We start from the raw sequence: 22,295 nt of genomic DNA, 5'->3' as shown, positions 1-22,295 counted from the left end.
GCGATCAATCCCTCTTTTTTCCTTTTAAATAATACTCAATAAGCTGATTTACTTTTTCTTCTGAATATGATTCTGGTGTTTGAAGAACATGAATTACTAGCCCATCGATAAATCCGTACAGTATCTCCAATTCAAACTCTCTATTATACCCTGGTTTGACGTAGCCTAGCTCCATCATTAAATCTAGGATCATTCCCATAAGATACCTCGTATGGTGATCCATTTTCTTCCGAAGTTCAATAAGCTCCGGGGAACTAAAGGATATACCGAGAAATGTAATCCAAACCCTTCCTTCCAACATTTCTTCTTTATTAATAGGAATAATAAACTTCATTAATCTTCTAAGTGCTTCTTCTTTCGTTCCTTTAAATTCATTTGTACGCGTATTTGCCCGTTCTTTCATTCGATTCAACACTAAATTCATCGCATAATGAATTAATTCATTTTTAGACGAAAAATGATGCTGAACAAGCCCGACCGAAATGTTTGCTTCATCAGCGATTTGCTGTATGGAAGCTTTATCAATACCTTTTTCTAATATTACACGCCAAGTAGCAGTGGCGATTTGATTCTTCCTTTGTATGTGATCAACTATTTTAGGCATTCATATCCTCCTCCCTTTTTATAATATGATCGTATTATAAAAAAAGTACCTAAAACAATATGATCATATTGTTTTAGGTTTTATAGTGCTATCAAGCAATGCAAAATAAAATTCCCCTAAAATAAAAAAAGACGGCATTTCTGCCGTTACATTAAAAAAAATCTTCAAATTTTTTAGATACTCTTACTGTCTACGTTCAAAAGCAAGACGTACAGCAAGCCCCGTCAAGACACTTGCCATAAGCCAACGCTGCACTCGTAGCCACGTCGGGCGTGTGCCAAACCATTTTGCAATTTTACTTGCTGTAAATACGATTAAAAGGTTAACTATAAAACTAACAGTGATTTGCGTAAGGCCTAAAACTGCACCTTGAAGAAGCAACGATCCCTTCTCAGGATCTTCAAATTGAGGTAAAAGTGACACATACAAAATAGCAATCTTTGGATTTAGAAGATTAGTCATAAGTCCCCTCAAAAATAATTTCCGTGGTGGCTCATTAGGAATCGTACGAGGTGCCATAATAGATGTAGCACCCGGTTTAATCGAATTCCAAGCTAGCCAGAGTAAGTAAGCAGCACCTGCCCATTTTACTGCTTCATAGACAGCAGGAACAGCAAGGAATAGAACTGTAAGTCCAAACATAGTTGCGATTATATAAATGACAAATCCGAGCATGATGCCCAAGAGAGAAATAAATCCTGCCATACGTCCCTGCGTAATGGAACGGGAAATGAGATAAATCATATTAGGCCCAGGTGAACAAACCATGCTAAGCGAAACAATTGCAAAAGCTATCAAAGTACTCCAGCTGACCATAAACCTTCCACCTTTATCTTACATAAAATTTCCTATTGTACATTTTATCATGATTGAGGAGAGAAAAGATTAATATAAGCCGATGCAGCTAAGTAATGTGATCGGATCGAATGTAGTGTAATCACATATTTCTCTTTCTCTTAAGTAAGGACTAAAAATAACCTATCCATAGAGCTACTAAAGCCACTACTAATAAAGCAAAGCAAAATGTGATATTTCGAACCCACTTTTGTATATCACCAAAATACCGGTCTATAAATAAAGCATAAATATAAACGATAAGAAATAGAACAATGTAAGTAAAAGCACCCAATCTATCGTTAAATTTCTCATTTGTAAATGTGCTTACATGAAGGAATAGAAAAACAAATGCTACTATGAATAGCTCAAATATCCTTTTTTTATTCAACCCGTCACCACCTTACAGTATTTACCTTTTATTCCATTTTATCAGAACATACTGTGTAGCAGTATATGAATATGATATTCACTTCAAAAAGGCTAACAATCCAAGATTGTTAACCTCTACTTTCCATATTCGTACCCTTTATCACATTACTTCCTAACAACTGGAATCCACATTTCACCAAATACTAAGCCGTTTCTTTGCCCCATCTCAACTGTTGTATTTGGCCCGCCAACATAAGCAAAATCCGTTGCTTCTCGTAAAGCCTGACCGAAGGCGATGCCAGTAAGCTTATTACTTAGCTCTTCAGCCGTTTTGTCTTCCCCTTTCACTACTAAGTATTCTCCCTTCGGAAACTGGATCACTCTTGATTCTTCTTCTATTTGTGCTTCTGTCATGACACCAGCATAATACATCATCTTATTATTCACCGCTTCGCTCACAGAGAAAATATAATCATTTGTAGCTAGAGCCTTTAAAGTATCCAGCCTTCCATCTTCTTTAACAGCCGACCAAAAGTCTTCTTTTTCTTTATTTATTCCAGCAAAGTCTGTATATTCGCTCTTAATTTCAGTCCCAATACCTAACACAATAAAGCTATCTTTTTCTTCTATAGTATAATTTTTCATATGCAAAACCTGCCTCTTTTTTTATTAATCAAACGATTTATCTTTTCATCTGATACGTTTATAATACCTTTAAACCATGTCAAAAAATGATACTGTTTAGGAGACTCAAATGAAAAAAGTTGAACGGATTAATACAATCATGCGTTATATCAACAATCGCTCCCACTTTACAATTTCTGAAATCATACGAGAATTTAACATCTCACGATCGACAGCTATTAGAGACATTAGAGATATTGAGGCTATGGGTATGCCACTTGTCGCTGAAGTCGGGAGAACTGGTGGATATTTTGTCATGCATAATTCTATCCTGCCCGTTGTTCGCTTTACTGATAATGAAGTGAAAGCTCTTTTTATTGCCTTTATGGCTACAAGAAATCAACAACTTCCCTATCTAAAGAGTCGGCAATCTTTAGCGGAAAAGCTACTAGGACTCATTTCAGAAACCCAGCAAGATGACCTTGTTCTTTTAAATCAACTCTTGCTTTTTGAAGGGACTAACCCTCATAATCCCGATCTACTTGAGCTTTCTGACCTCCCCCATCCGATGTTAGAAAAACTCATTCAAATCCTTCTTTTGGATAGACATTTATTGATTACTGTCAAAGAAGAAGAAATCAAGTCTTATCCAATTTACCTATTACACCTTTATCAAGAAAAAAGCCATTGGATTATTGAAGGGTTTGACTTAAAAGAAGAAAAGAAGCTGATGTTTCCTGTCGATGATCTCATCAATATTGAACCGTACATGACGAAAAAGAAATTACATAAGAAAAAGATTTTAGAAAAACTCAGTAAGAAGGACGAAGCAATTAACCTTGTACTTGAACTTGGTCCAAAAGCGATTGCCCAGTACAAAAAATACCACCCTTTCAAAGTTACAATATCTTATACAAATCCTTACCAATCTACAGCCATTTTAAAAACATTTATCGATATTAACAATCCCGACGAACTGTCAGAGATAATAAACTGGCTGCTTTTCCTAGGGAAGGATATTACAATTAGAGAAATACCAGATGAAGTATTAAAAGATTTACAAGAGCGATTATGTTTATATTCCCCATAAGCAGTAATCGGTTAAACCTCACAATATTGAGTTTGATTCGTTACCAGTTGTCCCATATTTTCTACCATGAGTGCGCAACAAATAATAAAAGCACGGAAAATCTTCCCGTGCTTTTTCTAAAACATATATAATTTCGGATGACTTAATTCACTTACCCTAACTGACGTTTAAATGCTTTACTTGCGAAAAAGTAAGAGATAATCATGATCCCTACGCACCAAGCGAGTGCAATCCAAATATCGTTGCCAACAATTCCTTCATATAATAGAGCACGAATTGCATTCACGATTGAAGTTACAGGCTGATTCTCAGCAAACGCACGAACAATTTTTGGCATCGTTTCGGTAGGTACAAAGGCCGAACTAATAAATGGAAGAAAAACGAGTGGGTACGAGTAAGCAGTCGCCCCTTCCATAGACTTTGCTTTCAGCCCTGGAATAATAGCCAACCATGTTAGCGATAACGTAAACATTCCTAGTATCCCAGCTACTGCAAGCCAATCTAGAATATTAGCACTGGAACGAAAGCCCATTAAGAGCGCAACAAGAATAACCACCACGATAGTAAGTACATTAGCAACAAGAGATGTTAATACGTGAGCCCACAATATCGATGAGCGCTTAATAGGCATCGTAATGAAACGTGCCATCAGCCCACTCTTTACATCCGTAAATAGTCGCACGGAAGTGTAAGCTACACCGGATGCGATAGCCATTAGCAAAATTCCCGGCAATAAATAATTAACGTAGTTTTCCGTTCCTGTTTTTATTGCGCCGCCAAACACGTAGACAAATAATAGCATCATCATAATCGGTGTTATCGCTACCGTAATAATTGTATCCGGACTGCGCATAATGTTACGCATTAAGCGCCCTAGTAATACCCCTGTTTTGCTTTTCATTTACATCTCCTCCTTTTTACCGATAATCGCAAGGAAAATCTCTTCCAATGTCGGCTGCTTCTCGATATACTCTACTTTTGCTGGTGGGAACATCTCTTTTAGTTCAGCAAGAGTACCTGTCGTAATAATTTTCCCGCCATGCAAAATAGCGATACGGTCTGCCAATTGTTCTGCTTCCTCCAAGTACTGAGTCGTAAGCAAGATCGTTGTACCGCTACCGGCAAGTTCCTTGACTGTATCCCACACTTCGATTCGCGCTTCCGGATCAAGTCCAGTCGTTGGTTCGTCAAGAAAAATAACTGCTGGCGCCCCAATCAAACTCATCGCGATATCAAGCCGGCGCTTCATCCCGCCTGAATACTGATCTGCCCTTTGGTTTGCCGCATCAGTCAGGCTAAATCGTGCAAGTAGATTGTCAGCAACTTGAGCGGGATTGGAAACACCACGTAACCTAGCGATCATTATCAAGTTTTCCCTTCCAGTCAGCATGCCGTCTAAAGCTGCGAACTGTCCTGTCAAACTGATGCTTTGACGGACATAATCTGGTTGACGCTGGACATCAAATCCGCAAATACTTACTTCACCATCATCTTGTTTCATTAGCGTCGAAAGGATGTTGACCATTGTCGTCTTTCCCGCCCCATTTGAGCCTAGCAGCGCAAAAATGGAGCCACGCTGCACCTCAAAATCCACCCCTTTTAAAACTTCCTTGTCTTTAAAAGATTTTTTTAACCCTTTTACAGAAATTGCTGTATTGCTCATACTTTTTCCCCCTTATAAAAATTGATTACCTACACCCTCTATTTAGTACCACTGATAATCTGTATTACTTAGTACTGGTTTGAAAATATAACTGAATAGCGATGGCGGCAGTTCACATTTGTAACCAGCTAATCAGTCGGTATTACTTATTGCATTTATTTTTTTCTCAATTTCTTCATAATACTTTCATTCAAATCCTCACGATACTTAGAGACATACGTTTTAGCGTTTGCCACTAGTTCGTCAGCAAAGGATGCCACATCTTCCCCAGTAATGTCTAGCACTTGTCTGCCTTCAGCTGCACCAGCTTCAAACAAATCGATTAATTCATATTGTATGTGCAGCATATCCATTCCATTACCCGCTGAGAAATTCCACATGTAGTTTTGAATTTTTTTAAACACAAACTGATAGTCCTCTGGCAGTGCTCCAACACGTGCCATCATCATTTTATACTCTTTTTTATCACCAATTAATTTTTTGAACATTTCCAACATCTTATTTTCCTCCTTTTTTATAAAGCAGAACAAGAAACTCTCCAAATATGAGCCGGAACATTTTATATTATGAGGCTAGTTTGACTTCAAGACGTTAATTTTTGAAGATACAAAATCCCATTTTTTCCAAAACAATTCAAGCTCCTGACGGCCATCCTCATTTAATGAATAAAACTTACGAGGCGGTCCCATATCTGATGGTTTCTTTTCAATATTCACAAGCTTTTTCTTTTCTAATCTTACGAGGATGGTATAAACCGTTCCTTCTACTACTTCGGTAAACCCAAGATCATTCAGGTGACGGGTAATCTCATAGCCATACGTTTCACGGCGGCTAATGATTTCCAGCACACACCCTTCCAGTGAACCTTTCAGCATTTCAGTTAAATTTTCCATGTCCTGATCCTCCTTTACCCCCTATTCTGTCTGACTTATATTCAGTATCACAGAGTACTATGGCGAATTTTTACTGAATAGCTTTTGAGTAAAACTACACTATTCAGTATTACTTACTACAACTACATTGTATGACTAAGTAGCGATGAATGTCAACTAATTTTCAAAATTTTTCTAAAATCCGCTATTACCTATTGTTTACTGAAAACATTTTGAAAAACAATACTACTCAGTATCACCTATTACTTCTACATTGTACGACTGAGTAGTTGTAAATGTCAACTCGATTTTTATATTTTTCTAAAATCAACTATTACCTATTAGATACAGCCGGTTTCCTATTTGAAAAAATTTCGCCACATACCTATCCGGCCAAGAAAAGAAAATACCCCAAAACAAATATTCTACATTTTTGTTTTGGGGCGCTATAGGCTAACTCTTCTTCTTAATAAGACAGATCATCCTTTTGTTACGATAACATCATTTCCATATCTTCTGCTGCAGTTGTAATCAATTTCAAACCGAATGTTTCTTGTAATACATCAAGCACGCCAGGTGAAATAAATTCAGGCGCCTTTGGACCGATGCGAATATCTTGAATGCCAAGACTAAATAGTCCAAGTAAAATCGCAACCGCTTTTTGTTCAAACCATGATAGGACAATACTAACTGGTAGTTCGTTCACTTCACATTGGAAAGCATCTGCTAAAGCGGCTGCTATTTTCACTGTTGAAATTGAATTATTGCATTGCCCTAAGTCAATGTAACGCGGAATATCTGTACCAGGTACAACACCGTAATCCACATCATTAAAACGGAATTTCCCGCAAGAAGTTGTTAAAATAACTGTTTCTGGCGGAAGCGACGTTGCTAATTCACGATAATATTCTCCGCCTTTTCCCGGAGCATCACAACCTGCGATGACAAAGAAACGCTTAATCTTTCCTTCTTTTACTGCATTAATAATTTCCGGAGCTAATGATAATACTGTATTATGATGAAACCCTGTTACTAACTGCTCATCCGACTCCATATGTACTTCTGGAAGTTCAAGCGCTTTTTGAATCAATGGTGCAAAATCATCATTTTCAATTTTTTGTACACCCTCTAAACCGGCAATATCATATGAAAAGAATCGATCAGAGTATGACCCTTTAATTGGCATAACACAGTTCGTTGTTGCTAATATAGCACCTGTAAATTTTTCGAAAAGACGTCGTTGATCATACCATGCCTTACCGATGTTTCCTTTTAAATGTTTATATTTTTTCAGCTGCGGATAACCGTGTGCTGGTAACATTTCAGAATGCGTATAAATATTAATTTCTTTTCCTTCTGTTTGCTTTAATAACTCTTCTAACGCAAATAAATTATGACCAGTAACTACAATTGCTTTACCTTCTACATGGTTTTGTGTAATTTGAACGGGCTCTGGAACACCAAAGTGATTCGTATGCGCCTCATCTAACAACTCCATTACTCGTAAAGCCGATTTCCCTACTTTCATAGCCATATCAATATGTTCTTGTTCATTAAAGTTGGAATTTGTTAATGTCATATACAGTGCTTCTTGCGTCGTAGCATCTACAAATGCATCCGTATACCCTAGCTGAGCAGCATGCGTACGATAAGCTGCAATTCCTTTTAGCCCAAACACAATCGTATCTTGTAAACTTGCTATTGTTTCATTTTTACCGCAAACACCTATTACTTTACATCCGCCTGTTGGCGTTTGTTCACATTGATAACAAAACATGATCATCCCACCCTCTCCCAATCATTCCTTACAAATCAAGCATAATACCCATTAGGAAAAAAGGATGTGATATCAATCACAATAATATATAAAAATTTGTGACAGTTCATATTGTTGACATAATATTTTTATTGACTCTAAAAACATTACTGAAAAATGCACATCTTTGTTGGTACTTTCAAATAGCTAGTTAATAGATTTAGAGAACTATTAACTAGCTATTTTTGATTAAAGATTCTATGGGAAAGTTCTTTATTTACAATACATTTACATTATCTTAACATTGTTTACATTATTTATATGATATATTTATATAGAAAATACTTAAGAAATTTCATTTACATTGTTATCTTTATAATCTCTGATCTGATTGATAAGAGATTATGTTATATTTTCATACCAGGGGTGAATGAGGATGACTGAAACTTTAAAAACACTTATAATGCTCGATGTTACTTACGTTGTTATAGCAATTATGACGGTACTGGTATTTGTATACTTGGAATTAAAATCTCAGTAACGTATGCAGGCATAATTGATAGCTTCGCATTTAAATATAGCTAGAAGAAAGCGAGGAGAAAATTGTTTCTCCTCGCTTTTATATTCCCATAATTTCTTATTTCAACAAATCCAATGTATGTAAAAGTAACCCTCTGTCCCTTACTTCTCCATGACCAGGCACTACTGCATTTATGTTCCCATATCGCTTCAGCACATTTTCAATCGATGTAGACCATTCATTTACATAGGCATCAGCGACATTCCCTAAATTTTTAGCTTCCGCAGATTTCACTAAACAACCTCCAGCTAAAATGTTATATTGCGGTAACCATACAACGATATTATCTTCTGTATGTCCTTTCCCTGGATAAAACGTTTCTACTTTCATATTTCCAAACTTCAAATTCGTAATAGTTTGTAAATCTCCAAGTGGTTCTTCATATCCATTTTTCTTTGCTAGTTCCGCAGTCAATGCTGTACTATGCGCTTTAATGCCTCTTTCTTTCAACGTTTTTATTCCGCCAATTCGATCAGCGTGCGCATGTGTAATAATAACATCCGTTACGCGCTTCTTAAATTTCTTTTCTACCATCTCTATTAATTCCTTCGTTAACTTATCATCCCAAGAAGAATCGACAAGTACTAACCCTTTAGAAGTAGTAAGAACTAGACCGTTCGAAGGAACTGCTTCCCCGTTAAAATAACCTAACTCCGTATGAGCCCATACATTTTTGTTTAACTGAGAAATTGAAATGGTTCCTGTCTCATTTTTTATTACGTTTTGCTCTAGCTTTTGTTCCGCTTTCACAGAAGAAATTACACTAACAAATTGAGTTGTTCCTAGTAAACTAACACATACCCCTAATTTTAATAATGTATTCTTTTTCATTTTCTCCACCCTTTCTTTCAAACGAAATAGTTATTACCTATATTAGACAATTCATCTCAAATGTTTGTTCCATCTTTTTTTTACATATTTTTCATACCATTAATAAAAAGCGCACAAAATTTTGTGCGCTTTAATTTTGTTAAACGTTAATATTCATACTATAATTTATTTACAGTCCTTTAACGGAGGTGTTTTCAATGACTCTCTTCGCTTCCCCATCATTATTCATACTAGCAATCATTTCATTTGCACTAGCCTATTTCATCGGAGTTAAACAATACACTTGGCTCTTATCAGGATTCAATGAACGCCGTGTGCCAGATAAAGGTAAGTTATCAAAAATAGTTGGTCTTTATAATTTAACTGCTGGTATTATCGCCACAATTGGTAGTGTCTTCACTACTCCTAATGTCAAAATCTTATTTCCTATCATTATAATTGGCCACGTTATAATCGCTGCTTATGTAAATACACGTATGGTACAATGAAAAAAGACCATCCAATCGGATGATCTTTTTTATAATTTATCGACATATTGCTTCGCTTCTAGTAAAGAAAACCCAAAAGCCTCTCTTACTCTCTTAACTGCTGTAACTGTTTTACCTTCTTCCGTAAGCTGACGCAACTCTTTATTAATTTCAGGTTCTCTATCTACAATTCCCATTTCTTTCGAAATTAGCTGTAATCTATCTTCCATCCTCTTTAAACGGGCATCATTTTTCTTTTCGATTCTATTTAATTTTTCAGCAATATAAATAAATCCAAAGACTGCTATCGGTATGATCACCCAAAATTCCATGACTATTCCTCCTCATTAGCTTTCATTTGTTTTATTTCACTAACTTATGTAAATTTTACCACAGGACACATTTAATGTATAATAGTAATATACAACACTGTTGATAAAACCTTTTATTTTAGGGGGGCTCTTCATGAAAAGATTTTTAAATACGCTACTACAATTTGTAGTTCTTTCAATGGCACTACATTTATTATTTGATATCGTTGGCTGGCTTGTTTTCAATGCGCCAATTCAAAACAAAGAAATCATTATCTCTTTACTAACAACCTCATGGCTTATGTACATGTACCGAGATAAATTTTTTAAAGCATTCACTTCGAATTAACTAAAAGAACTTCATCGATAAAAGATGAAGTTTTTTCTTTTTCTCTCATTCTATCTATTTACTACGGTATAATAGAACTAACATTCTGTCTTTTCAAAGAAAGGAGTCACTATGAAATTAAAAAGTAACGATATATACGAGAAAATGAACCAATATTCTGTTGCAGGTTTAAGCCTTGCCGTTATACGTGATGGCAAACTAGACGAAGCGATTGCCTTTGGAATGCTTGAATCTGGAACAACTAGAACTGTCACTACGGATTCCATATTCAATTCTTGTTCAATTAGTAAATTTATCACTGCAATGCTCGTACTAACGTTATCAGATCAAGAAATCGTACATTTAGATGAAGACGTAAATGATAGACTCACATCTTGGAACATCCCTACCAATCTATTTACTTCACAAAAAAAGGTCACATTGCGAAACTTGTTATGTCACCAATCTGGAATCATTGATCCTCCTAATAGCTTTGAACATTATCTACTTGCACAAGGGCAACCAAACATGTCTGAACTCCTTGCCGGTAAAACATCATATTGTCCCGTACCGATAGAAATAGCTTATAAACCAGAAAGCGAATTTCACTACTCTGATGCAAACTTTTGTATTATCGAACTACTACTTGAAGATATAACTGGAAAACCATTCACCCTTTTACTTGAAGAATATATCTTTCAGCCACTCCAGCTAAAGAATAGTACGGTATTCTCTCCTGAAGATATAAATAAAATGGAGCCCTTTGCTTGCGGGCATAATAAAGATGGCACCATTACAAATGAGAAGTATCCATTTTATCCATTCGCAGCTGCTTCAGGCATTTGGACAACACCCACTGACTTATCAACTTTAGTAATTGAAATCATTCATTCCTTACAAGGAAAGGGCAAACTAAAACTTTCTCAAATAACAGTACAAGATATGATTTCTCCTCAAGGTTGCTCAAAATGGACTGGACTAGGTGTTTTTCTAGATGATTCTAACGAAGACTTACAAATGTATTCACTTGGCTGGGGCGTGGGATTTCAATGTATGATGGTATGCTATCCATACGGAGGTAATGGTGCCGTTATAATGACGAACGCCGACTTAGGTGTTCATCAAATGGAAGGGATTATTGGTGACGTTTTTAAAACGTTATCCTTATAATGAAAAGAAAGAAGCTGTTCCTTCCAGCTTCTTTCTTTATATTACATTTTTCGCAACAATTTTTATATGTTCTGGTGCGATAATCTCCGTTATACTTTCTTGGAAATCTTCCCGCAACAATTCTTCAATATGTTCTAGCTGCACTTCAACATGTGTGCATTCTAAATTATGTATATTTAATAGTGCATAATGATCTTTTTTCTTAATTACTAAATATTGATTTTCCTCTGTTACAAGTACCGATCCTAATCGGACTCCTAGTAGGCGTTGATCATCAAACTTCACAATCATTTCCCCCTTCCTTAATCCAAAACACGATTACTATGTAATAAAATAACATTTTATGTAATCTATTCTTTATAAACTATATCACAATTTATTAAAATATAAATATCATATTTCCTTTTACTAAAAATCCCTATTCTTTTATATATTTCGATACAAAAAACTTTCTCAACATAAAATTAGAATTTTCAGTTTTTATTCTCATGAAAATCTATTATAATAAAGTTAATAAATGTTTGACCTCTCCTAATTCATGTACATATGGATGATCAGTAGTTGCTGCTACTGATCTATTTTTTTGCTCCATATCTCTAAGAGTAGTTCATTATTTTATTCGCCAAGCCATTCACTCACCAGTTCAATCTAATAGAGGTTTAGTAATGCTAATACTAAACCTTTTCCTCATAAAATATAATTCTATTTGAAAACGGATCAATCACAGTTAATTCCATAGTATCCCACGGTGTGCTCTCTATATCAGGTTTTGAATAAGCATAATCTTTACTTGATAAAATAGCATAATAACTTTTTAAATCCTCTATTTTCACCCGAATCGCACCGCCTGGCGAAGCATCCCCATGATGTTCTGATAAATGTATTACAGCATCGTGTAACGAAATTTGCATATATAATGGCATATGTTCCTCATACCGATGTTCCCAATCCATTTTAAATCCTAAAAAATCTAAATAAAACAGCTTTGCTTTTTCAACATCAAAAATTCTAAATATAGGTGTAATCATTTATAATCTCCTCCTATTTATAAACATCTGCCGCCAATTCCCTCAAAACATCCACGTTTACTACTTCAAAACAACCATTGTTCTTTTTTATAATCTCTTTATCACAAAAAATATTTAATGTACGTAATAGGTGCCGATAACTCGTTCCTAATAATTCAGCTGTTTCCGTTAAATTCCCACTAAATACAATTCGATTTCCGTGCTGCACCGCTCGTTCCCCTGCTGCTAACATATAACTCGCAAGTCTATTTTCAAGTGGATATAATAAATTAATTGTACTATTTTTTGAAAGTCGGTTTAATTTATGTGCTAACGATCCACAAATACACCGTAAAAATTTCGCATCATGAAATAGTTGATTTCTCACTTTCCCTAAAGGCAAACCAACACAATATGAATCTGCCATTACTTGTACGTTTGAAGCAGTCTTTTGAGAATGAATTAACTCCACATCTCCTAACAGCTGCAAACTATCATAAAAGCATAGTAATACAGATTTCCCGTTACTTAATGTATTAAACGCTTTCGCTTTTCCCTCAACGAAGAAAAATAAATAATCTATCTCTTCATTTTCTCTACAAATAAACTCATTCTTTTTAAAAAATATTAATTCCATATACGGCTTCATATCATTAGTAAAAAATGCGTCAATATTATTTTGTTTCATATACTCTGCTAATTTAATAGAATTACATACTTTCTTCATAGTCCCCCACCTTTACAACTACTCCCCATTGTAATCAAAATTTTCTTCTTCCACTATGACATATGTCATAGTAATAGACAATTTCAGCATGATACAGTCATTACAAATATGAAATATAAAGGGGATATTACATTGTATAACTTTCTTTCTGTCTTTATTGGTGTGCTTATTGCCATTATGCTCCCATTGAATGGGATTTTATCTGAGTTAATTGGCAAGTATACCGCAAGCGTTGTCATTCACCTTGTCGGTTTAATTGCAGTTATTTTCGTTTTAATCATAAACAAAAATAAAATCCATTTTAATAAAGGGATTCCACTTTTCTTATATAGCGCTGGTGCGATTGGTGTATTCACTGTTCTTTTTAATAATATAAGTTTCTCCGTCCTTGGTGCCTCCATTACAATCGCATTAAGTTTATTCGGTCAATCCATTGCTTCCATCGTTATTGATCATTTTGGCTTATTAGGAATGAAAGTTTCAAAGTTTGAAAAGAAAAAACTAATTGGATTATGTTTCATCTCTTCTGGAATTATAATCATGACAATTTATTAATGGGGGCAAAAAAATGTTATATATTACTATCGCTATTTTAGCTGGTGTTTCTATCGTTGTTGCTAGAATTATTAATGCGAATTTAGCAGCGAAGATTGGAAATTGGGAAGGCACGTTTTTTAATTATATTACTGGATTATTTTTCTCTATGTTATTTTTACTTTTCAGTTCAGATTCATTGTATATTCCAATGCATACATTACAATCTATTCCTATCGCTGTTTACTTAGGCGGATTAGTAGGCGTTATCGTCATCTCATTATCGAACTATATCACTCCTAAAATATCAGCATTTTATTTAACGTTACTCATCTTTATTGGACAGTTATTTGCGGGGACTATCATTGATTTCATTTTGTCACACGAACTCTCAATGGGCAAAGTTGTCGGTGGCATTTTCGTATTAATTGGGCTCACTTACAATTTACTCGTAGATCGTCCGATAAAAACTGTGAAGCATAACCAAGTTCAACTATAATACTTTACGCTTACCTATCATATATTAATAGAAACGCTCTTCATACGAAGTAATAGAGAGGAGAATATTCTATTAAAAAAATCATTTTACTGCTTTGTAGCACATTGATTATTTTTGGTATCTTATGGTTTTTCAACTCAGAAAAATCTATTCAAGACTTCTATACAGCAAATAAGCCAAAGAAGAAAGCTACTATCATTTCAACTCAAAGAGACCCAAATGAGCCCCCTGTCTTTTTAGGAAAACAGGAAATAAAAGATATTCATGTCGAGTCAATTAAAACAAAAAAGGATATCTTTCTCACAAAAACAGATGAATTAAAAACGTTTATTAACAGTATGGATACCGCCAAAAAAGGCAAATTAACATTAGATGAAGAAGGATCAGATTTAATAGATTGTGATATGTGGATTACTTTCGAGGATGGAACTTATAAAAAATATTTCATATGGGTAGTTGATCATCACAGTAGTGAAGTGATGATTGCTCAGCAAGATACTCCTGATGATGTAAACCTTACGTACTATCAATTAAATGAAGATAGTTCTAAAAAAGTTTATAACTTATTCAAAAAAATTCTTTAAACGAAAAAGGTCATGAGCACGTAAGCTCATGACCTTTTTGCACTATATATATTCCGGGAACACTTTACATCCCTTTTCCTGTTCTATATCATGTCCAAAGAAAAGAATCGGCTTCTCTTTCATCACAACTTCTTTTAAACGTTTAATTGAAGATAAGGCTAATTCCGAATCAAACCCCGCAAACGGCACTTCATCTTCAAAGTTTTCTTTCGTATAAGATGCATCAATCGTTAATAATACAGGACCGGATTTTTCTGTCTCAATTAATAGCGATTGATGCCCTGGAGTATGGCCTGGTGTATGCAATAATTGAACTCCTGGTACGACTTCATAATCACCTTCAATGATTTTGTAGTTTAAATTCGGCAATATACATTCTTTCAAATATTCTTCGCTATGCTGCGCCGCCTCATATTCAGCACGCTGTACAATGATTGGTGTATTTATAAAAGCGCCATTTCCTCCTGCATGATCAAAATGCAAGTGAGAACTAATAATATAAAGAAGGTCTTCCGGCTCATAACCAACCCGTTTTAAAATATTCACGATTCTATCTTCTTCAGTCATTTTCGGTAAAACCTGCCCTTCGACAAATGTACCGTTAAAAAGCCCTTCATTATTAACCGCACTTTCTGGCATACCTGTATCTACTAAGATAGGCCCCTCTTCCGTCTCCAAAAGATAACACCATACAGGTAAGTTCAATAGATTCCCCGGTGTGAGCGTACTATTAACAGAAGAATGATCTAACATACAACGACCTGCTGGGATGAAATAAAGCTTCTTTACTGTCATTATGTATCCACCTCTACATTTAATTTGAGATAAAGTAACACAGTAAAAAATTCTGCTTTTTAGAAGCAAACTCCTTCCACACTTTCATACCAGCATAAATAAAAAAGAATGTTCTTTTTTACATAATGGCATTTCACCATCTATAATAAAAGAGAAAATGACTCTTACTTTAATGGAGGGAATAGAAATGAAAGCAATTGGTTTACATGAATACTTACCTATTGAAGAAGAAAACAGTTTAATTGATATTGAAGTTGAAAGACCTGTTGCGACAGGAAGAGATATACTTGTTAAAATTAACGCTATTTCCGTTAATCCAGTTGATACAAAAGTTCGCTCTCCGAAAGATAAAAAAGAAGATGTAGCGAAAATACTTGGCTGGGATGCTAGTGGTGTTGTCGTGCAAACAGGCGAAGGTTGTACGTTATTTAAAGAAGGCGACGAAGTATTTTACGCTGGAAGTATTACGAGACAAGGTACATATAGTGAATACCACCTAGTTGATGAAAGAATCGTTGGTAAAAAACCAAAAACGTTAAGTGATGCTGAATCTGCAGCACTTCCGTTAACAGCTATTACAGCTTGGGAAGGTTTATTCGAACGCTTGGGCATTGATTATAATAAGAAAGATAAGAATACATTTAAAAATATTTTAATTATCGGCGGAGCTGGCGGTGTTGGCTCGATTGCAATTCAATTAGCAAAATGGGCTGGACTGAATGTTATCACAACTGCATCCCGCAATGAAACGATACACTGGGTTGAAAAATTCGGTGCCGATTATATCATTAACCATCACCAACCTTTACAAGAGCAAATATTAGAGTTCGGGCTAAAAGATGTAGATTATATTTTCTGCTTAAACAATACAGATCAACATTGGCAAGCAATTTGTGAACTTATTAAACCACAAGGAAAAATTTGCTCTATCGTAGAAAATGAACACCCTCTTGAGATGGGTATTTTAAAAAGTAAAAGTGCTGCATTCGTTTGGGAATTTATGTTTACAAAAGCGATGTATGAAACTGGTGATATGATTACGCAGCACGAACTATTAAATAAAGTAAGCGAACTATTAGATGAAGGCATTTTAAAGACTACTCTAAATGAAACATTAACACCAATTAACGCTGAAAACGTAAAGAAAGCACACGCACTACTTGAAAGTGGGCGTACAATTGGGAAAATCGTTTTAGAGAAATTTTAATAACAAAAAGTCCGATTTCTTATTTGGAAATCGGACTTTTTTCACCTTTATTTACTTGAAATCTCTTGATCATTTTGAACGTCTAACGGAGCTCTTTTCCCTATTCCGAAAGCATAGAAACTAATTGTTACGATAGCTAAGAAAACAATACCTACAACTAGTGAAATACGAGTATCATCATTAAACCACATTCCAATTAATACCATAATCAAAAAGGCAATTGTTAAATAGTTTGTAACAGGAGCAAATGGCATTTTGAACGGATGATCTTTCATCTCTGCCCCTTTTGCTTTTCTAAAATTAATTTGACTAATTAAAATGACGAACCATGGTACCATACCAGGAAGTACGCTCGCACTATATACATATACGAATAAGTTTTTCGGTGCGATATAACTTAATACAACACCGACCGCTAAACCGATAATTACACCAACTGTACCGAATAAAGGCACACCATTTCCAGAAAGTTTCGTGAAATACTTCGGCGCTTGTCCATTTACACCTAACGTATAAAGCATACGGCCCGCACTATAAATACCACTATTACAACCCGACATTGCTGCTGTAATAACAACGAAGTTAATCAGTCCAGCTGCTGCCGTAATACCAACCTTCGCAAAAGTTGCTACGAACGGACTACCAATTGTACTTAATTGATCCCACGGATACACAGTTACAATAACGAAAATAGCACCAATATAGAAAATTAAAATACGCCAAATTGTACTTTGAATTGCTCTTGTAAGTGTCTTCTTCGGATTTTTCGCTTCACCAGCAGTAATACCGATTAATTCCACACCTTGGTATGCACCAACTACAAGTGATAAAGCAAAGAAGAATCCTGAAAAACCACCTGTAAAGAAACCGCCATTTGACCAAAGGTTAGATATACCAATCGCTTCTCCGCCGTTACCAATTCCAAAGAAAATAAGTCCAAATCCCGCAATAATCATTAATAGAATTGTAACGATTTTAATCATCGCAAACCAAAATTCAAATTCACCAAATGACTTAACAGAAATTAAATTAGCTGCACCAAGAATAACCATTGCGATTACACCTGGTATCCAAGCTGGTAAGTCCGGGAACCAATATTGCATATATGCTCCAACCGCAATAATTTCTGACATCCCCACGATAACCCACTGGAACCAGTTACTCCACGCTGTCATATAACCAGCTAACGGATGAATATACTTATGACCGAACGTCGCAAATGAACCTGTACTCGGCTCCATATACAACATTTCACCCATCGCACGCATGATGAAGAAGATAAAAATACCTGCAATTGCATAAGCAAGCATGACTGACGGACCTGTCCATTTAATCGTGCTGGCCGACCCCATAAACAAACCAACACCAATCGTTCCGCCTAAAGCAATCATTTGAATATGACGTGCTTCTAAGCCCCTTTTCAATTCCTTGTTTGCCACTTCATTTCCCCCTCTTAGATGATTCATAGCCGCATTTTAAAACAAGATGCTTTCCCCTAATTCCTTTCGGCCCTGAAAATGATGAAGCAAACGTCATTTTACACTAGCTTTAAAGCTATCCTAAAATCGTTTTTTGCCTCTTACAAAATTCTCAAAACCTTTCATCTTCCAATATTCTATAAATCTTAAAATTACTTACCTTATATTAATTCATTTATCTGAAAAGTTCAATTATTTTTTCAATAAATTATTATACATAAGTCTGATTAATTTTTAACTAAATTAACAATAAAATACATCTATTCAATATGATTCCGGTATGAATATTATTACAGTATAAATAACCGAGGAGAGTATTTCTTCCTCGGTTTCACATCTCATGTACTTCAACCTTTATAGTTGATAACTTAATTTCCCACACGTCCGATTCATATACCAACCAGAAATTTAATATATTAATAAACTACTAACTTCTTTAGTCCAGCCCAATTTTGAGGCAGTAATCTTCCTGCCTCAAAACAGCGGGATAAAATATAAAAGAGTCTCATTTTTAACGAGACCCTTTTACCATTTCATATTTAAATCGTATTTGAAGTTTGTTTCCCTAAAATAAATACCTTAGTAAACACCATCATGATAACTACAATAACCAGAAAATAAAGTGGCATCACGAGTAACGAGCCCGTATGAAGTTGACTCATTCCCAAAATTGTCATCGTTACAATTACATAGTACCCTAAGCTAAACAAAGCTCCGGCTGTGCCAATGACATCTTGAAAATCTACTAACGCTAAGCTAAGACAATTCGGTAACGCTATCCCAATTCCTAATAGCAATATAAACATCGCCAATAAAAATCCAGTCATATATATTATGTTTGGATTTGATCCAACTGAAGTAATAATAGATAAAGCGACTGCTCCCCCTGTCATTACAAGACAACCAATATATATAATTTTCTCTGGTTTATATGTGGCAAGTAACCGCTTTGAAACTTTCGCCCCAATAATAGAAGCGGAAGCAACAACAATTCCTAAAAATCCATACATACTAGGCGATAACTGAAAGTATTCAATAAAGATAAACGGCGCTTCTGCATAGTAGCTAAATAAAACACCATTCGCTCCTCCAATTAATAGACCATATGTTACTACTTTCGGATTTGTAATCAATCGTTTTAAAACAGAAAACACATTTATTTTATTCGTTACTGAGTCCGTTTTTGTTTCCGGAAGAGAAACAAACGTATACAGAAAAATTCCGATACTCATAACTACTAAACTTAAAAATACGATTTTAAATCCAAACATTTGATCAAGAAAGCCACCAATTAATGGTCCTATCGCTGGTGTAAAAGCAATGACTGCCGAGATTTGAGCAAACATCACATGCCTCTTATGCCCTTCTACACTTTCACGAAGAATCGTTTGCGTCACAACTGAGCCAGCACTTGCTCCAAACGCTTGAATAAAACGACTTAGCAATAAAACTTCAATGGAATTTGCAATAAAGCATAAGAAACTTCCTACACCATATATTACAATTCCAAATAACATTGCCGGGCGACGACCGATTATATCGGATAACCATCCAATAAAAAATACACCTAAAGCAAATCCAGCAAAATACACACTAAGTGTTAACTGTACCTCATTATTACTTACATGTAACGCCTTTGAAATATCAGGTAAAGACGGTGTGTAAATCGTTTCACTAATTTGCGGAAATGCTACAAGAATGATCATTAACAAAAGTGATGGTACTGAGACTTTTTTCATTTTTCATACCCTCCTATAACTTTGAAAATCTCAGAAATAAAAAGACTTTCCTTAGCTACGGAACAGGAGGGGCCATTATAGAAATTCGATCATAAAACAACAAAGAAAACACCTCAATTACGTATGTTAATACTTATAGGAGGGTAATATTAACATTGATTTTAAAATATACTTTTTTCAATTATATTACATATTGCGTTTCTTTTTCTAGTGTTGAGTCTTGGAGATTTTGTTAGAAGGGTAACTTGATGCCAACACCTTTTTATGGAATAATTAGGAATAGTTCGAATTGATAGATCTAATTATTAAATGATAGACTAGCATATTTTTAATATCGCAAAGCTTACAAACAGGAGGGCTTTTATAGTGATTGAAATTTTAAGGACAGTAATAAATTTCCTGATTGCGCTATTCTCAGGAGAATTACCAATTGTATATTATGTGTGGATTCTTATCCTATTCCTAATTCAAATAACCCAATCTACTCTGAATTATAAACTCTTTAACAAGAAAGATAATTTCAGCACTTATACATCAGAAGGATTACTTGCTTTTATTATTTTATTATTTGGAGGTATGTTAGTATCTAAGTTACTTGCTTACATAATAGACGATCCTACTATTAGTATGACAAATGTAACACATTATTTTATTTCTCTTATTATATTAACTATATTTGTCGTCATAAGCTGTCTTAAAGATTTTATAGAAACATCTATCAAAAATAAAAATGTGTCTCTTTTTAGCTTTTTAATAGTTTCCTTAATAACAAGTATACTTTCATTCAAGTTTTTATCACCTTTAATCGAAGGTTCTTTTTCTCTTTCTAAATCCTTTATAACCACTTTAATCATTCTTGTAACTATATCAATTCCTCTATTAATTGCCTTAGAGGAAAAGTATGCAGATGAAAAGTAATTCTTGCATTTATAGTTTGAAATTGAGTGTCTATTCTTTTTTAACGGTATTACTAAAAAAATAACAGTCATTAAATCAAAAATTACGTAGAAATGAGGAAATACACTTGAGCGTTGAACAACAATTATATGATGCAGTGAAAAATTTAATTGACCAAAGATATCCGCATAATTGGGGCGGAGCTGCAGCAATTCGTGTAGAAGATGGATCCATTTATACAAGTGTGGCCCCTGATGTAATAAACGCTTCAACAGAACTTTGTATGGAAACAGGTGCTATTTTAGAAGCACATAAATTTCATAAGAAAGTTACACATTCGATTTGTCTTGCAAGAGAAAATGAGCATTCTGAATTAAAAGTATTATCACCTTGTGGTGTATGCCAAGAACGTTTATTTTATTGGGGACCAGAAGTACTATGCGCCATTACAAATTCGAAACAAGATATTATTTTCAAACCGTTAAAAGAATTGCAGCCATACCATTGGAGCGAAGCATATCATGATGAATTTGCAAAAGAATGGAGTACGAGATAAAAGTGAAGGTTGCTTGCAAATAGCAGGAGAATAAAGAAAAAAGCACCGTCACAAATGACGGTGCTTTTTTCTATGTAAGAGCTACTAGAAGATATCCTTCTAGCCTACTCCCATTTATAAGTCCAGAATTGTTCAAGTTGCAACCATTTTAATGTTGCAGCATCTTTGTTTTTGATTTTTGCATGCGTTTCTTCTAACATCGCTTCTGTTTGTGAACGATGCGCACCTAGTGCAGCTAATTTATGCTCGAATACTTCACTAATATTATTTACAACATCCGGCTCACCTAATACAGCTTCACGATTTCTCGTAATCGCAACTGCATGAATGACTGGACGTTCTTCTTTTTGCATACGTGATACAGCACGAACGACTGCGCGGCCAAATGCATCATGATCTGGATGTACACCGTGCTCTGGATAAAATGTAATAATTCGAGATGGATTTACTTCTTGAATGATTGCTTCAATTTTATCTGCAACGAAATCAACATCTTCAAATTCTAACGTTTTATCATGGAAACCAAGCATTCTTAAGTCTTGAATCCCCATCGCTTCACATGCATCTTTCAATTCTTTTTCACGAATATTTGGAATCGTTTCACGGTTAGCGAATACGTTCTTACCCATGTTACGTCCCATTTGTCCTAGAGTACCGCACGCATACGTTACAGGTACTCCTTGATCTGTTAATAAGCGAATTGTTCCTCCTGCAGCAAATGCTTCATCATCTGGATGCGGAAATACAACAAGTACATGTCTCTCCATAAG

The 22,295-nt window shown here is 35.0% G+C and carries 28 protein-coding genes; 10 read left to right on the top strand and 18 right to left on the bottom strand.

Features of this window, described 5'->3' with window-relative positions; genetic code table 11:
• Positions 1-4: 4 nt before the first annotated feature.
• The 4 genes from QCI44_RS10730 to QCI44_RS10715 all read right to left on the bottom strand — a co-directional run bounded on the left by QCI44_RS10730 (position 5) and on the right by QCI44_RS10715 (position 2,455).
• The gene (locus QCI44_RS10730) at positions 5-604 is read right to left on the bottom strand and encodes a TetR/AcrR family transcriptional regulator (RefSeq protein WP_098486117.1); all 600 of its coding nucleotides are present in this window, start codon (positions 602-604) and stop codon (positions 5-7) included.
• A 183-nt stretch (positions 605-787) separates the two neighbouring features.
• Positions 788-1,420, bottom strand: a complete 633-nt coding sequence (locus QCI44_RS10725) for a LysE family translocator (RefSeq protein ID WP_088084033.1) — start codon at positions 1,418-1,420, stop codon at positions 788-790.
• A gap of 151 nt (positions 1,421-1,571) precedes the next feature.
• Positions 1,572-1,829, bottom strand: a complete 258-nt coding sequence (locus QCI44_RS10720; RefSeq protein ID WP_016086969.1) for a DUF3963 domain-containing protein — start codon at positions 1,827-1,829, stop codon at positions 1,572-1,574.
• A 146-nt stretch (positions 1,830-1,975) separates the two neighbouring features.
• A complete protein-coding gene (locus tag QCI44_RS10715; RefSeq protein WP_033659876.1) occupies positions 1,976-2,455 on the bottom strand; it encodes a GyrI-like domain-containing protein in 480 nt (159 codons plus the stop codon).
• A gap of 109 nt (positions 2,456-2,564) precedes the next feature.
• Between QCI44_RS10715 and QCI44_RS10710 the strand changes: the two genes are divergently transcribed.
• A complete protein-coding gene (locus QCI44_RS10710; RefSeq protein WP_016086967.1) occupies positions 2,565-3,524 on the top strand; it encodes a helix-turn-helix transcriptional regulator in 960 nt (319 codons plus the stop codon).
• 151 nt (positions 3,525-3,675) lie between these two features.
• On the opposite strand, the gene QCI44_RS10705 is transcribed toward QCI44_RS10710, so the two are convergent.
• The 6 genes from QCI44_RS10705 to bla2 form a co-directional block, all read right to left on the bottom strand.
• Complete coding sequence (locus QCI44_RS10705; protein ID WP_353811117.1) at positions 3,676-4,425, bottom strand: ABC transporter permease; 750 nt, start codon at positions 4,423-4,425, stop codon at positions 3,676-3,678.
• The gene (locus tag QCI44_RS10700) at positions 4,426-5,187 is read right to left on the bottom strand and encodes an ABC transporter ATP-binding protein (protein WP_016135047.1); all 762 of its coding nucleotides are present in this window, start codon (positions 5,185-5,187) and stop codon (positions 4,426-4,428) included.
• A gap of 155 nt (positions 5,188-5,342) precedes the next feature.
• Entirely contained in the window at positions 5,343-5,684 is a 342-nt protein-coding gene (locus QCI44_RS10695; RefSeq protein ID WP_000891990.1) for a DUF1048 domain-containing protein, read from the bottom strand.
• Between the two features lie 75 nt (positions 5,685-5,759).
• Positions 5,760-6,080, bottom strand: coding sequence for a PadR family transcriptional regulator (locus QCI44_RS10690; RefSeq protein WP_000429486.1), 321 nt, complete (start codon positions 6,078-6,080; stop codon positions 5,760-5,762).
• Positions 6,081-6,549: 469 nt separating this feature from the next.
• Positions 6,550-7,836 (bottom strand): hydroxylamine reductase, encoded by a 1,287-nt coding sequence (hcp, locus tag QCI44_RS10685; RefSeq protein WP_033659877.1) that lies wholly within the window; start codon positions 7,834-7,836, stop codon positions 6,550-6,552.
• 616 nt (positions 7,837-8,452) lie between these two features.
• Positions 8,453-9,226 carry a BcII family subclass B1 metallo-beta-lactamase gene (gene bla2 / locus QCI44_RS10680; protein WP_353811116.1) on the bottom strand — a complete coding sequence of 258 codons (774 nt, stop codon included), beginning with the start codon at positions 9,224-9,226 and terminating at the stop codon, positions 8,453-8,455.
• A gap of 197 nt (positions 9,227-9,423) precedes the next feature.
• On the opposite strand from bla2, the gene QCI44_RS10675 reads away from it, so the two are divergent.
• Positions 9,424-9,714, top strand: a complete 291-nt coding sequence (locus tag QCI44_RS10675; protein WP_016135050.1) for a DUF3784 domain-containing protein — start codon at positions 9,424-9,426, stop codon at positions 9,712-9,714.
• 29 nt (positions 9,715-9,743) lie between these two features.
• Here the strand turns inward: QCI44_RS10675 and QCI44_RS10670 are convergent, their stop codons facing one another.
• Positions 9,744-10,025 (bottom strand): hypothetical protein, encoded by a 282-nt coding sequence (locus tag QCI44_RS10670; protein WP_016086961.1) that lies wholly within the window; start codon positions 10,023-10,025, stop codon positions 9,744-9,746.
• Between the two features lie 133 nt (positions 10,026-10,158).
• On the opposite strand from QCI44_RS10670, the gene QCI44_RS10665 reads away from it, so the two are divergent.
• Positions 10,159-10,353 carry a hypothetical protein gene (locus tag QCI44_RS10665; RefSeq protein WP_000819667.1) on the top strand — a complete coding sequence of 65 codons (195 nt, stop codon included), beginning with the start codon at positions 10,159-10,161 and terminating at the stop codon, positions 10,351-10,353.
• A gap of 111 nt (positions 10,354-10,464) precedes the next feature.
• Positions 10,465-11,502, top strand: a complete 1,038-nt coding sequence (locus tag QCI44_RS10660) for a serine hydrolase domain-containing protein (RefSeq protein WP_016135051.1) — start codon at positions 10,465-10,467, stop codon at positions 11,500-11,502.
• Positions 11,503-11,538: 36 nt separating this feature from the next.
• On the opposite strand, the gene QCI44_RS10655 is transcribed toward QCI44_RS10660, so the two are convergent.
• From QCI44_RS10655 to QCI44_RS10645, 3 genes are all read right to left on the bottom strand, one after another.
• Complete coding sequence (locus QCI44_RS10655; protein ID WP_000666944.1) at positions 11,539-11,787, bottom strand: hypothetical protein; 249 nt, start codon at positions 11,785-11,787, stop codon at positions 11,539-11,541.
• Positions 11,788-12,176: 389 nt separating this feature from the next.
• On the bottom strand, positions 12,177-12,530 hold the full coding sequence (locus QCI44_RS10650) for a glyoxalase superfamily protein (RefSeq protein ID WP_016135052.1): 354 nt from the start codon (positions 12,528-12,530) through the stop codon (positions 12,177-12,179).
• 13 nt (positions 12,531-12,543) lie between these two features.
• Entirely contained in the window at positions 12,544-13,236 is a 693-nt protein-coding gene (locus tag QCI44_RS10645) for a cyclic nucleotide-binding domain-containing protein (protein WP_000754838.1), read from the bottom strand.
• A 108-nt stretch (positions 13,237-13,344) separates the two neighbouring features.
• On the opposite strand from QCI44_RS10645, the gene QCI44_RS10640 reads away from it, so the two are divergent.
• From QCI44_RS10640 to QCI44_RS10630, 3 genes are all read left to right on the top strand, one after another.
• Positions 13,345-13,791 carry a DMT family transporter gene (locus tag QCI44_RS10640; RefSeq protein ID WP_002107980.1) on the top strand — a complete coding sequence of 149 codons (447 nt, stop codon included), beginning with the start codon at positions 13,345-13,347 and terminating at the stop codon, positions 13,789-13,791.
• A gap of 13 nt (positions 13,792-13,804) precedes the next feature.
• Positions 13,805-14,269, top strand: coding sequence for a DMT family transporter (locus tag QCI44_RS10635; RefSeq protein ID WP_000965808.1), 465 nt, complete (start codon positions 13,805-13,807; stop codon positions 14,267-14,269).
• 89 nt (positions 14,270-14,358) lie between these two features.
• Positions 14,359-14,853, top strand: coding sequence for a hypothetical protein (locus QCI44_RS10630; RefSeq protein ID WP_353811524.1), 495 nt, complete (start codon positions 14,359-14,361; stop codon positions 14,851-14,853).
• A 42-nt stretch (positions 14,854-14,895) separates the two neighbouring features.
• On the opposite strand, the gene aiiA is transcribed toward QCI44_RS10630, so the two are convergent.
• The gene (aiiA, locus tag QCI44_RS10625) at positions 14,896-15,648 is read right to left on the bottom strand and encodes a quorum-quenching N-acyl homoserine lactonase AiiA (protein WP_016135056.1); all 753 of its coding nucleotides are present in this window, start codon (positions 15,646-15,648) and stop codon (positions 14,896-14,898) included.
• 187 nt (positions 15,649-15,835) lie between these two features.
• On the opposite strand from aiiA, the gene QCI44_RS10620 reads away from it, so the two are divergent.
• On the top strand, positions 15,836-16,855 hold the full coding sequence (locus tag QCI44_RS10620) for a zinc-binding alcohol dehydrogenase family protein (RefSeq protein WP_016135057.1): 1,020 nt from the start codon (positions 15,836-15,838) through the stop codon (positions 16,853-16,855).
• 47 nt (positions 16,856-16,902) lie between these two features.
• Here the strand turns inward: QCI44_RS10620 and QCI44_RS10615 are convergent, their stop codons facing one another.
• Together QCI44_RS10615 and QCI44_RS10610 are read right to left on the bottom strand one after the other, a co-directional pair.
• On the bottom strand, positions 16,903-18,294 hold the full coding sequence (locus QCI44_RS10615) for an amino acid permease (RefSeq protein WP_001284429.1): 1,392 nt from the start codon (positions 18,292-18,294) through the stop codon (positions 16,903-16,905).
• A gap of 578 nt (positions 18,295-18,872) precedes the next feature.
• Entirely contained in the window at positions 18,873-20,072 is a 1,200-nt protein-coding gene (locus QCI44_RS10610; RefSeq protein WP_098486111.1) for a multidrug effflux MFS transporter, read from the bottom strand.
• Positions 20,073-20,438: 366 nt separating this feature from the next.
• Between QCI44_RS10610 and QCI44_RS10605 the strand changes: the two genes are divergently transcribed.
• Positions 20,439-20,990: a DUF5823 family protein gene (locus QCI44_RS10605; RefSeq protein ID WP_098486110.1), complete on the top strand. Its 552-nt coding sequence runs from the start codon at positions 20,439-20,441 to the stop codon at positions 20,988-20,990.
• Positions 20,991-21,096: 106 nt separating this feature from the next.
• Positions 21,097-21,525 (top strand): cytidine deaminase, encoded by a 429-nt coding sequence (locus QCI44_RS10600; protein WP_016086948.1) that lies wholly within the window; start codon positions 21,097-21,099, stop codon positions 21,523-21,525.
• A gap of 104 nt (positions 21,526-21,629) precedes the next feature.
• Here QCI44_RS10600 and bshB2 read toward each other — a convergent pair whose 3' ends face one another.
• Positions 21,630-22,292, bottom strand: coding sequence for a bacillithiol biosynthesis deacetylase BshB2 (bshB2, locus tag QCI44_RS10595; RefSeq protein WP_000439468.1), 663 nt, complete (start codon positions 22,290-22,292; stop codon positions 21,630-21,632).
• Positions 22,293-22,295: the final 3 nt, after the last annotated feature.

Source organism: Bacillus cereus group sp. RP37 (assembly GCF_040459695.1).
In the GTDB taxonomy this organism is placed as follows: domain Bacteria; phylum Bacillota; class Bacilli; order Bacillales; family Bacillaceae_G; genus Bacillus_A.
This window is presented reverse-complemented; position numbering and strand designations above follow the sequence as displayed.

Bases quoted from the DNA above. Each gene is read 5' to 3' on its own strand.
- QCI44_RS10640 (WP_002107980.1), top strand. From the start codon at position 13,345: ATGAAATATAAAGGGGATATTACATTGTATAACTTTCTTTCTGTCTTT.
- QCI44_RS10690 (WP_000429486.1), bottom strand. From the start codon at position 6,080: ATGGAAAATTTAACTGAAATGCTGAAAGGTTCACTGGAAGGGTGTGTG.
- QCI44_RS10670 (WP_016086961.1), bottom strand. From the start codon at position 10,025: ATGGAATTTTGGGTGATCATACCGATAGCAGTCTTTGGATTTATTTAT.
- QCI44_RS10610 (WP_098486111.1), bottom strand. From the start codon at position 20,072: ATGAAAAAAGTCTCAGTACCATCACTTTTGTTAATGATCATTCTTGTA.
- hcp (WP_033659877.1), bottom strand. From the start codon at position 7,836: ATGTTTTGTTATCAATGTGAACAAACGCCAACAGGCGGATGTAAAGTA.
- bshB2 (WP_000439468.1), bottom strand. From the start codon at position 22,292: ATGGAGAGACATGTACTTGTTGTATTTCCGCATCCAGATGATGAAGCA.
- QCI44_RS10645 (WP_000754838.1), bottom strand. From the start codon at position 13,236: ATGAAGAAAGTATGTAATTCTATTAAATTAGCAGAGTATATGAAACAA.
- QCI44_RS10730 (WP_098486117.1), bottom strand. From the start codon at position 604: ATGCCTAAAATAGTTGATCACATACAAAGGAAGAATCAAATCGCCACT.
- QCI44_RS10715 (WP_033659876.1), bottom strand. From the start codon at position 2,455: ATGAAAAATTATACTATAGAAGAAAAAGATAGCTTTATTGTGTTAGGT.
- QCI44_RS10665 (WP_000819667.1), top strand. From the start codon at position 10,159: ATGAAAAGATTTTTAAATACGCTACTACAATTTGTAGTTCTTTCAATG.
- QCI44_RS10725 (WP_088084033.1), bottom strand. From the start codon at position 1,420: ATGGTCAGCTGGAGTACTTTGATAGCTTTTGCAATTGTTTCGCTTAGC.
- aiiA (WP_016135056.1), bottom strand. From the start codon at position 15,648: ATGACAGTAAAGAAGCTTTATTTCATCCCAGCAGGTCGTTGTATGTTA.
- QCI44_RS10635 (WP_000965808.1), top strand. From the start codon at position 13,805: ATGTTATATATTACTATCGCTATTTTAGCTGGTGTTTCTATCGTTGTT.
- bla2 (WP_353811116.1), bottom strand. From the start codon at position 9,226: ATGAAAAAGAATACATTATTAAAATTAGGGGTATGTGTTAGTTTACTA.
- QCI44_RS10620 (WP_016135057.1), top strand. From the start codon at position 15,836: ATGAAAGCAATTGGTTTACATGAATACTTACCTATTGAAGAAGAAAAC.
- QCI44_RS10675 (WP_016135050.1), top strand. From the start codon at position 9,424: ATGACTCTCTTCGCTTCCCCATCATTATTCATACTAGCAATCATTTCA.
- QCI44_RS10700 (WP_016135047.1), bottom strand. From the start codon at position 5,187: ATGAGCAATACAGCAATTTCTGTAAAAGGGTTAAAAAAATCTTTTAAA.
- QCI44_RS10710 (WP_016086967.1), top strand. From the start codon at position 2,565: ATGAAAAAAGTTGAACGGATTAATACAATCATGCGTTATATCAACAAT.
- QCI44_RS10650 (WP_016135052.1), bottom strand. From the start codon at position 12,530: ATGATTACACCTATATTTAGAATTTTTGATGTTGAAAAAGCAAAGCTG.
- QCI44_RS10705 (WP_353811117.1), bottom strand. From the start codon at position 4,425: ATGAAAAGCAAAACAGGGGTATTACTAGGGCGCTTAATGCGTAACATT.
- QCI44_RS10660 (WP_016135051.1), top strand. From the start codon at position 10,465: ATGAAATTAAAAAGTAACGATATATACGAGAAAATGAACCAATATTCT.
- QCI44_RS10695 (WP_000891990.1), bottom strand. From the start codon at position 5,684: ATGTTGGAAATGTTCAAAAAATTAATTGGTGATAAAAAAGAGTATAAA.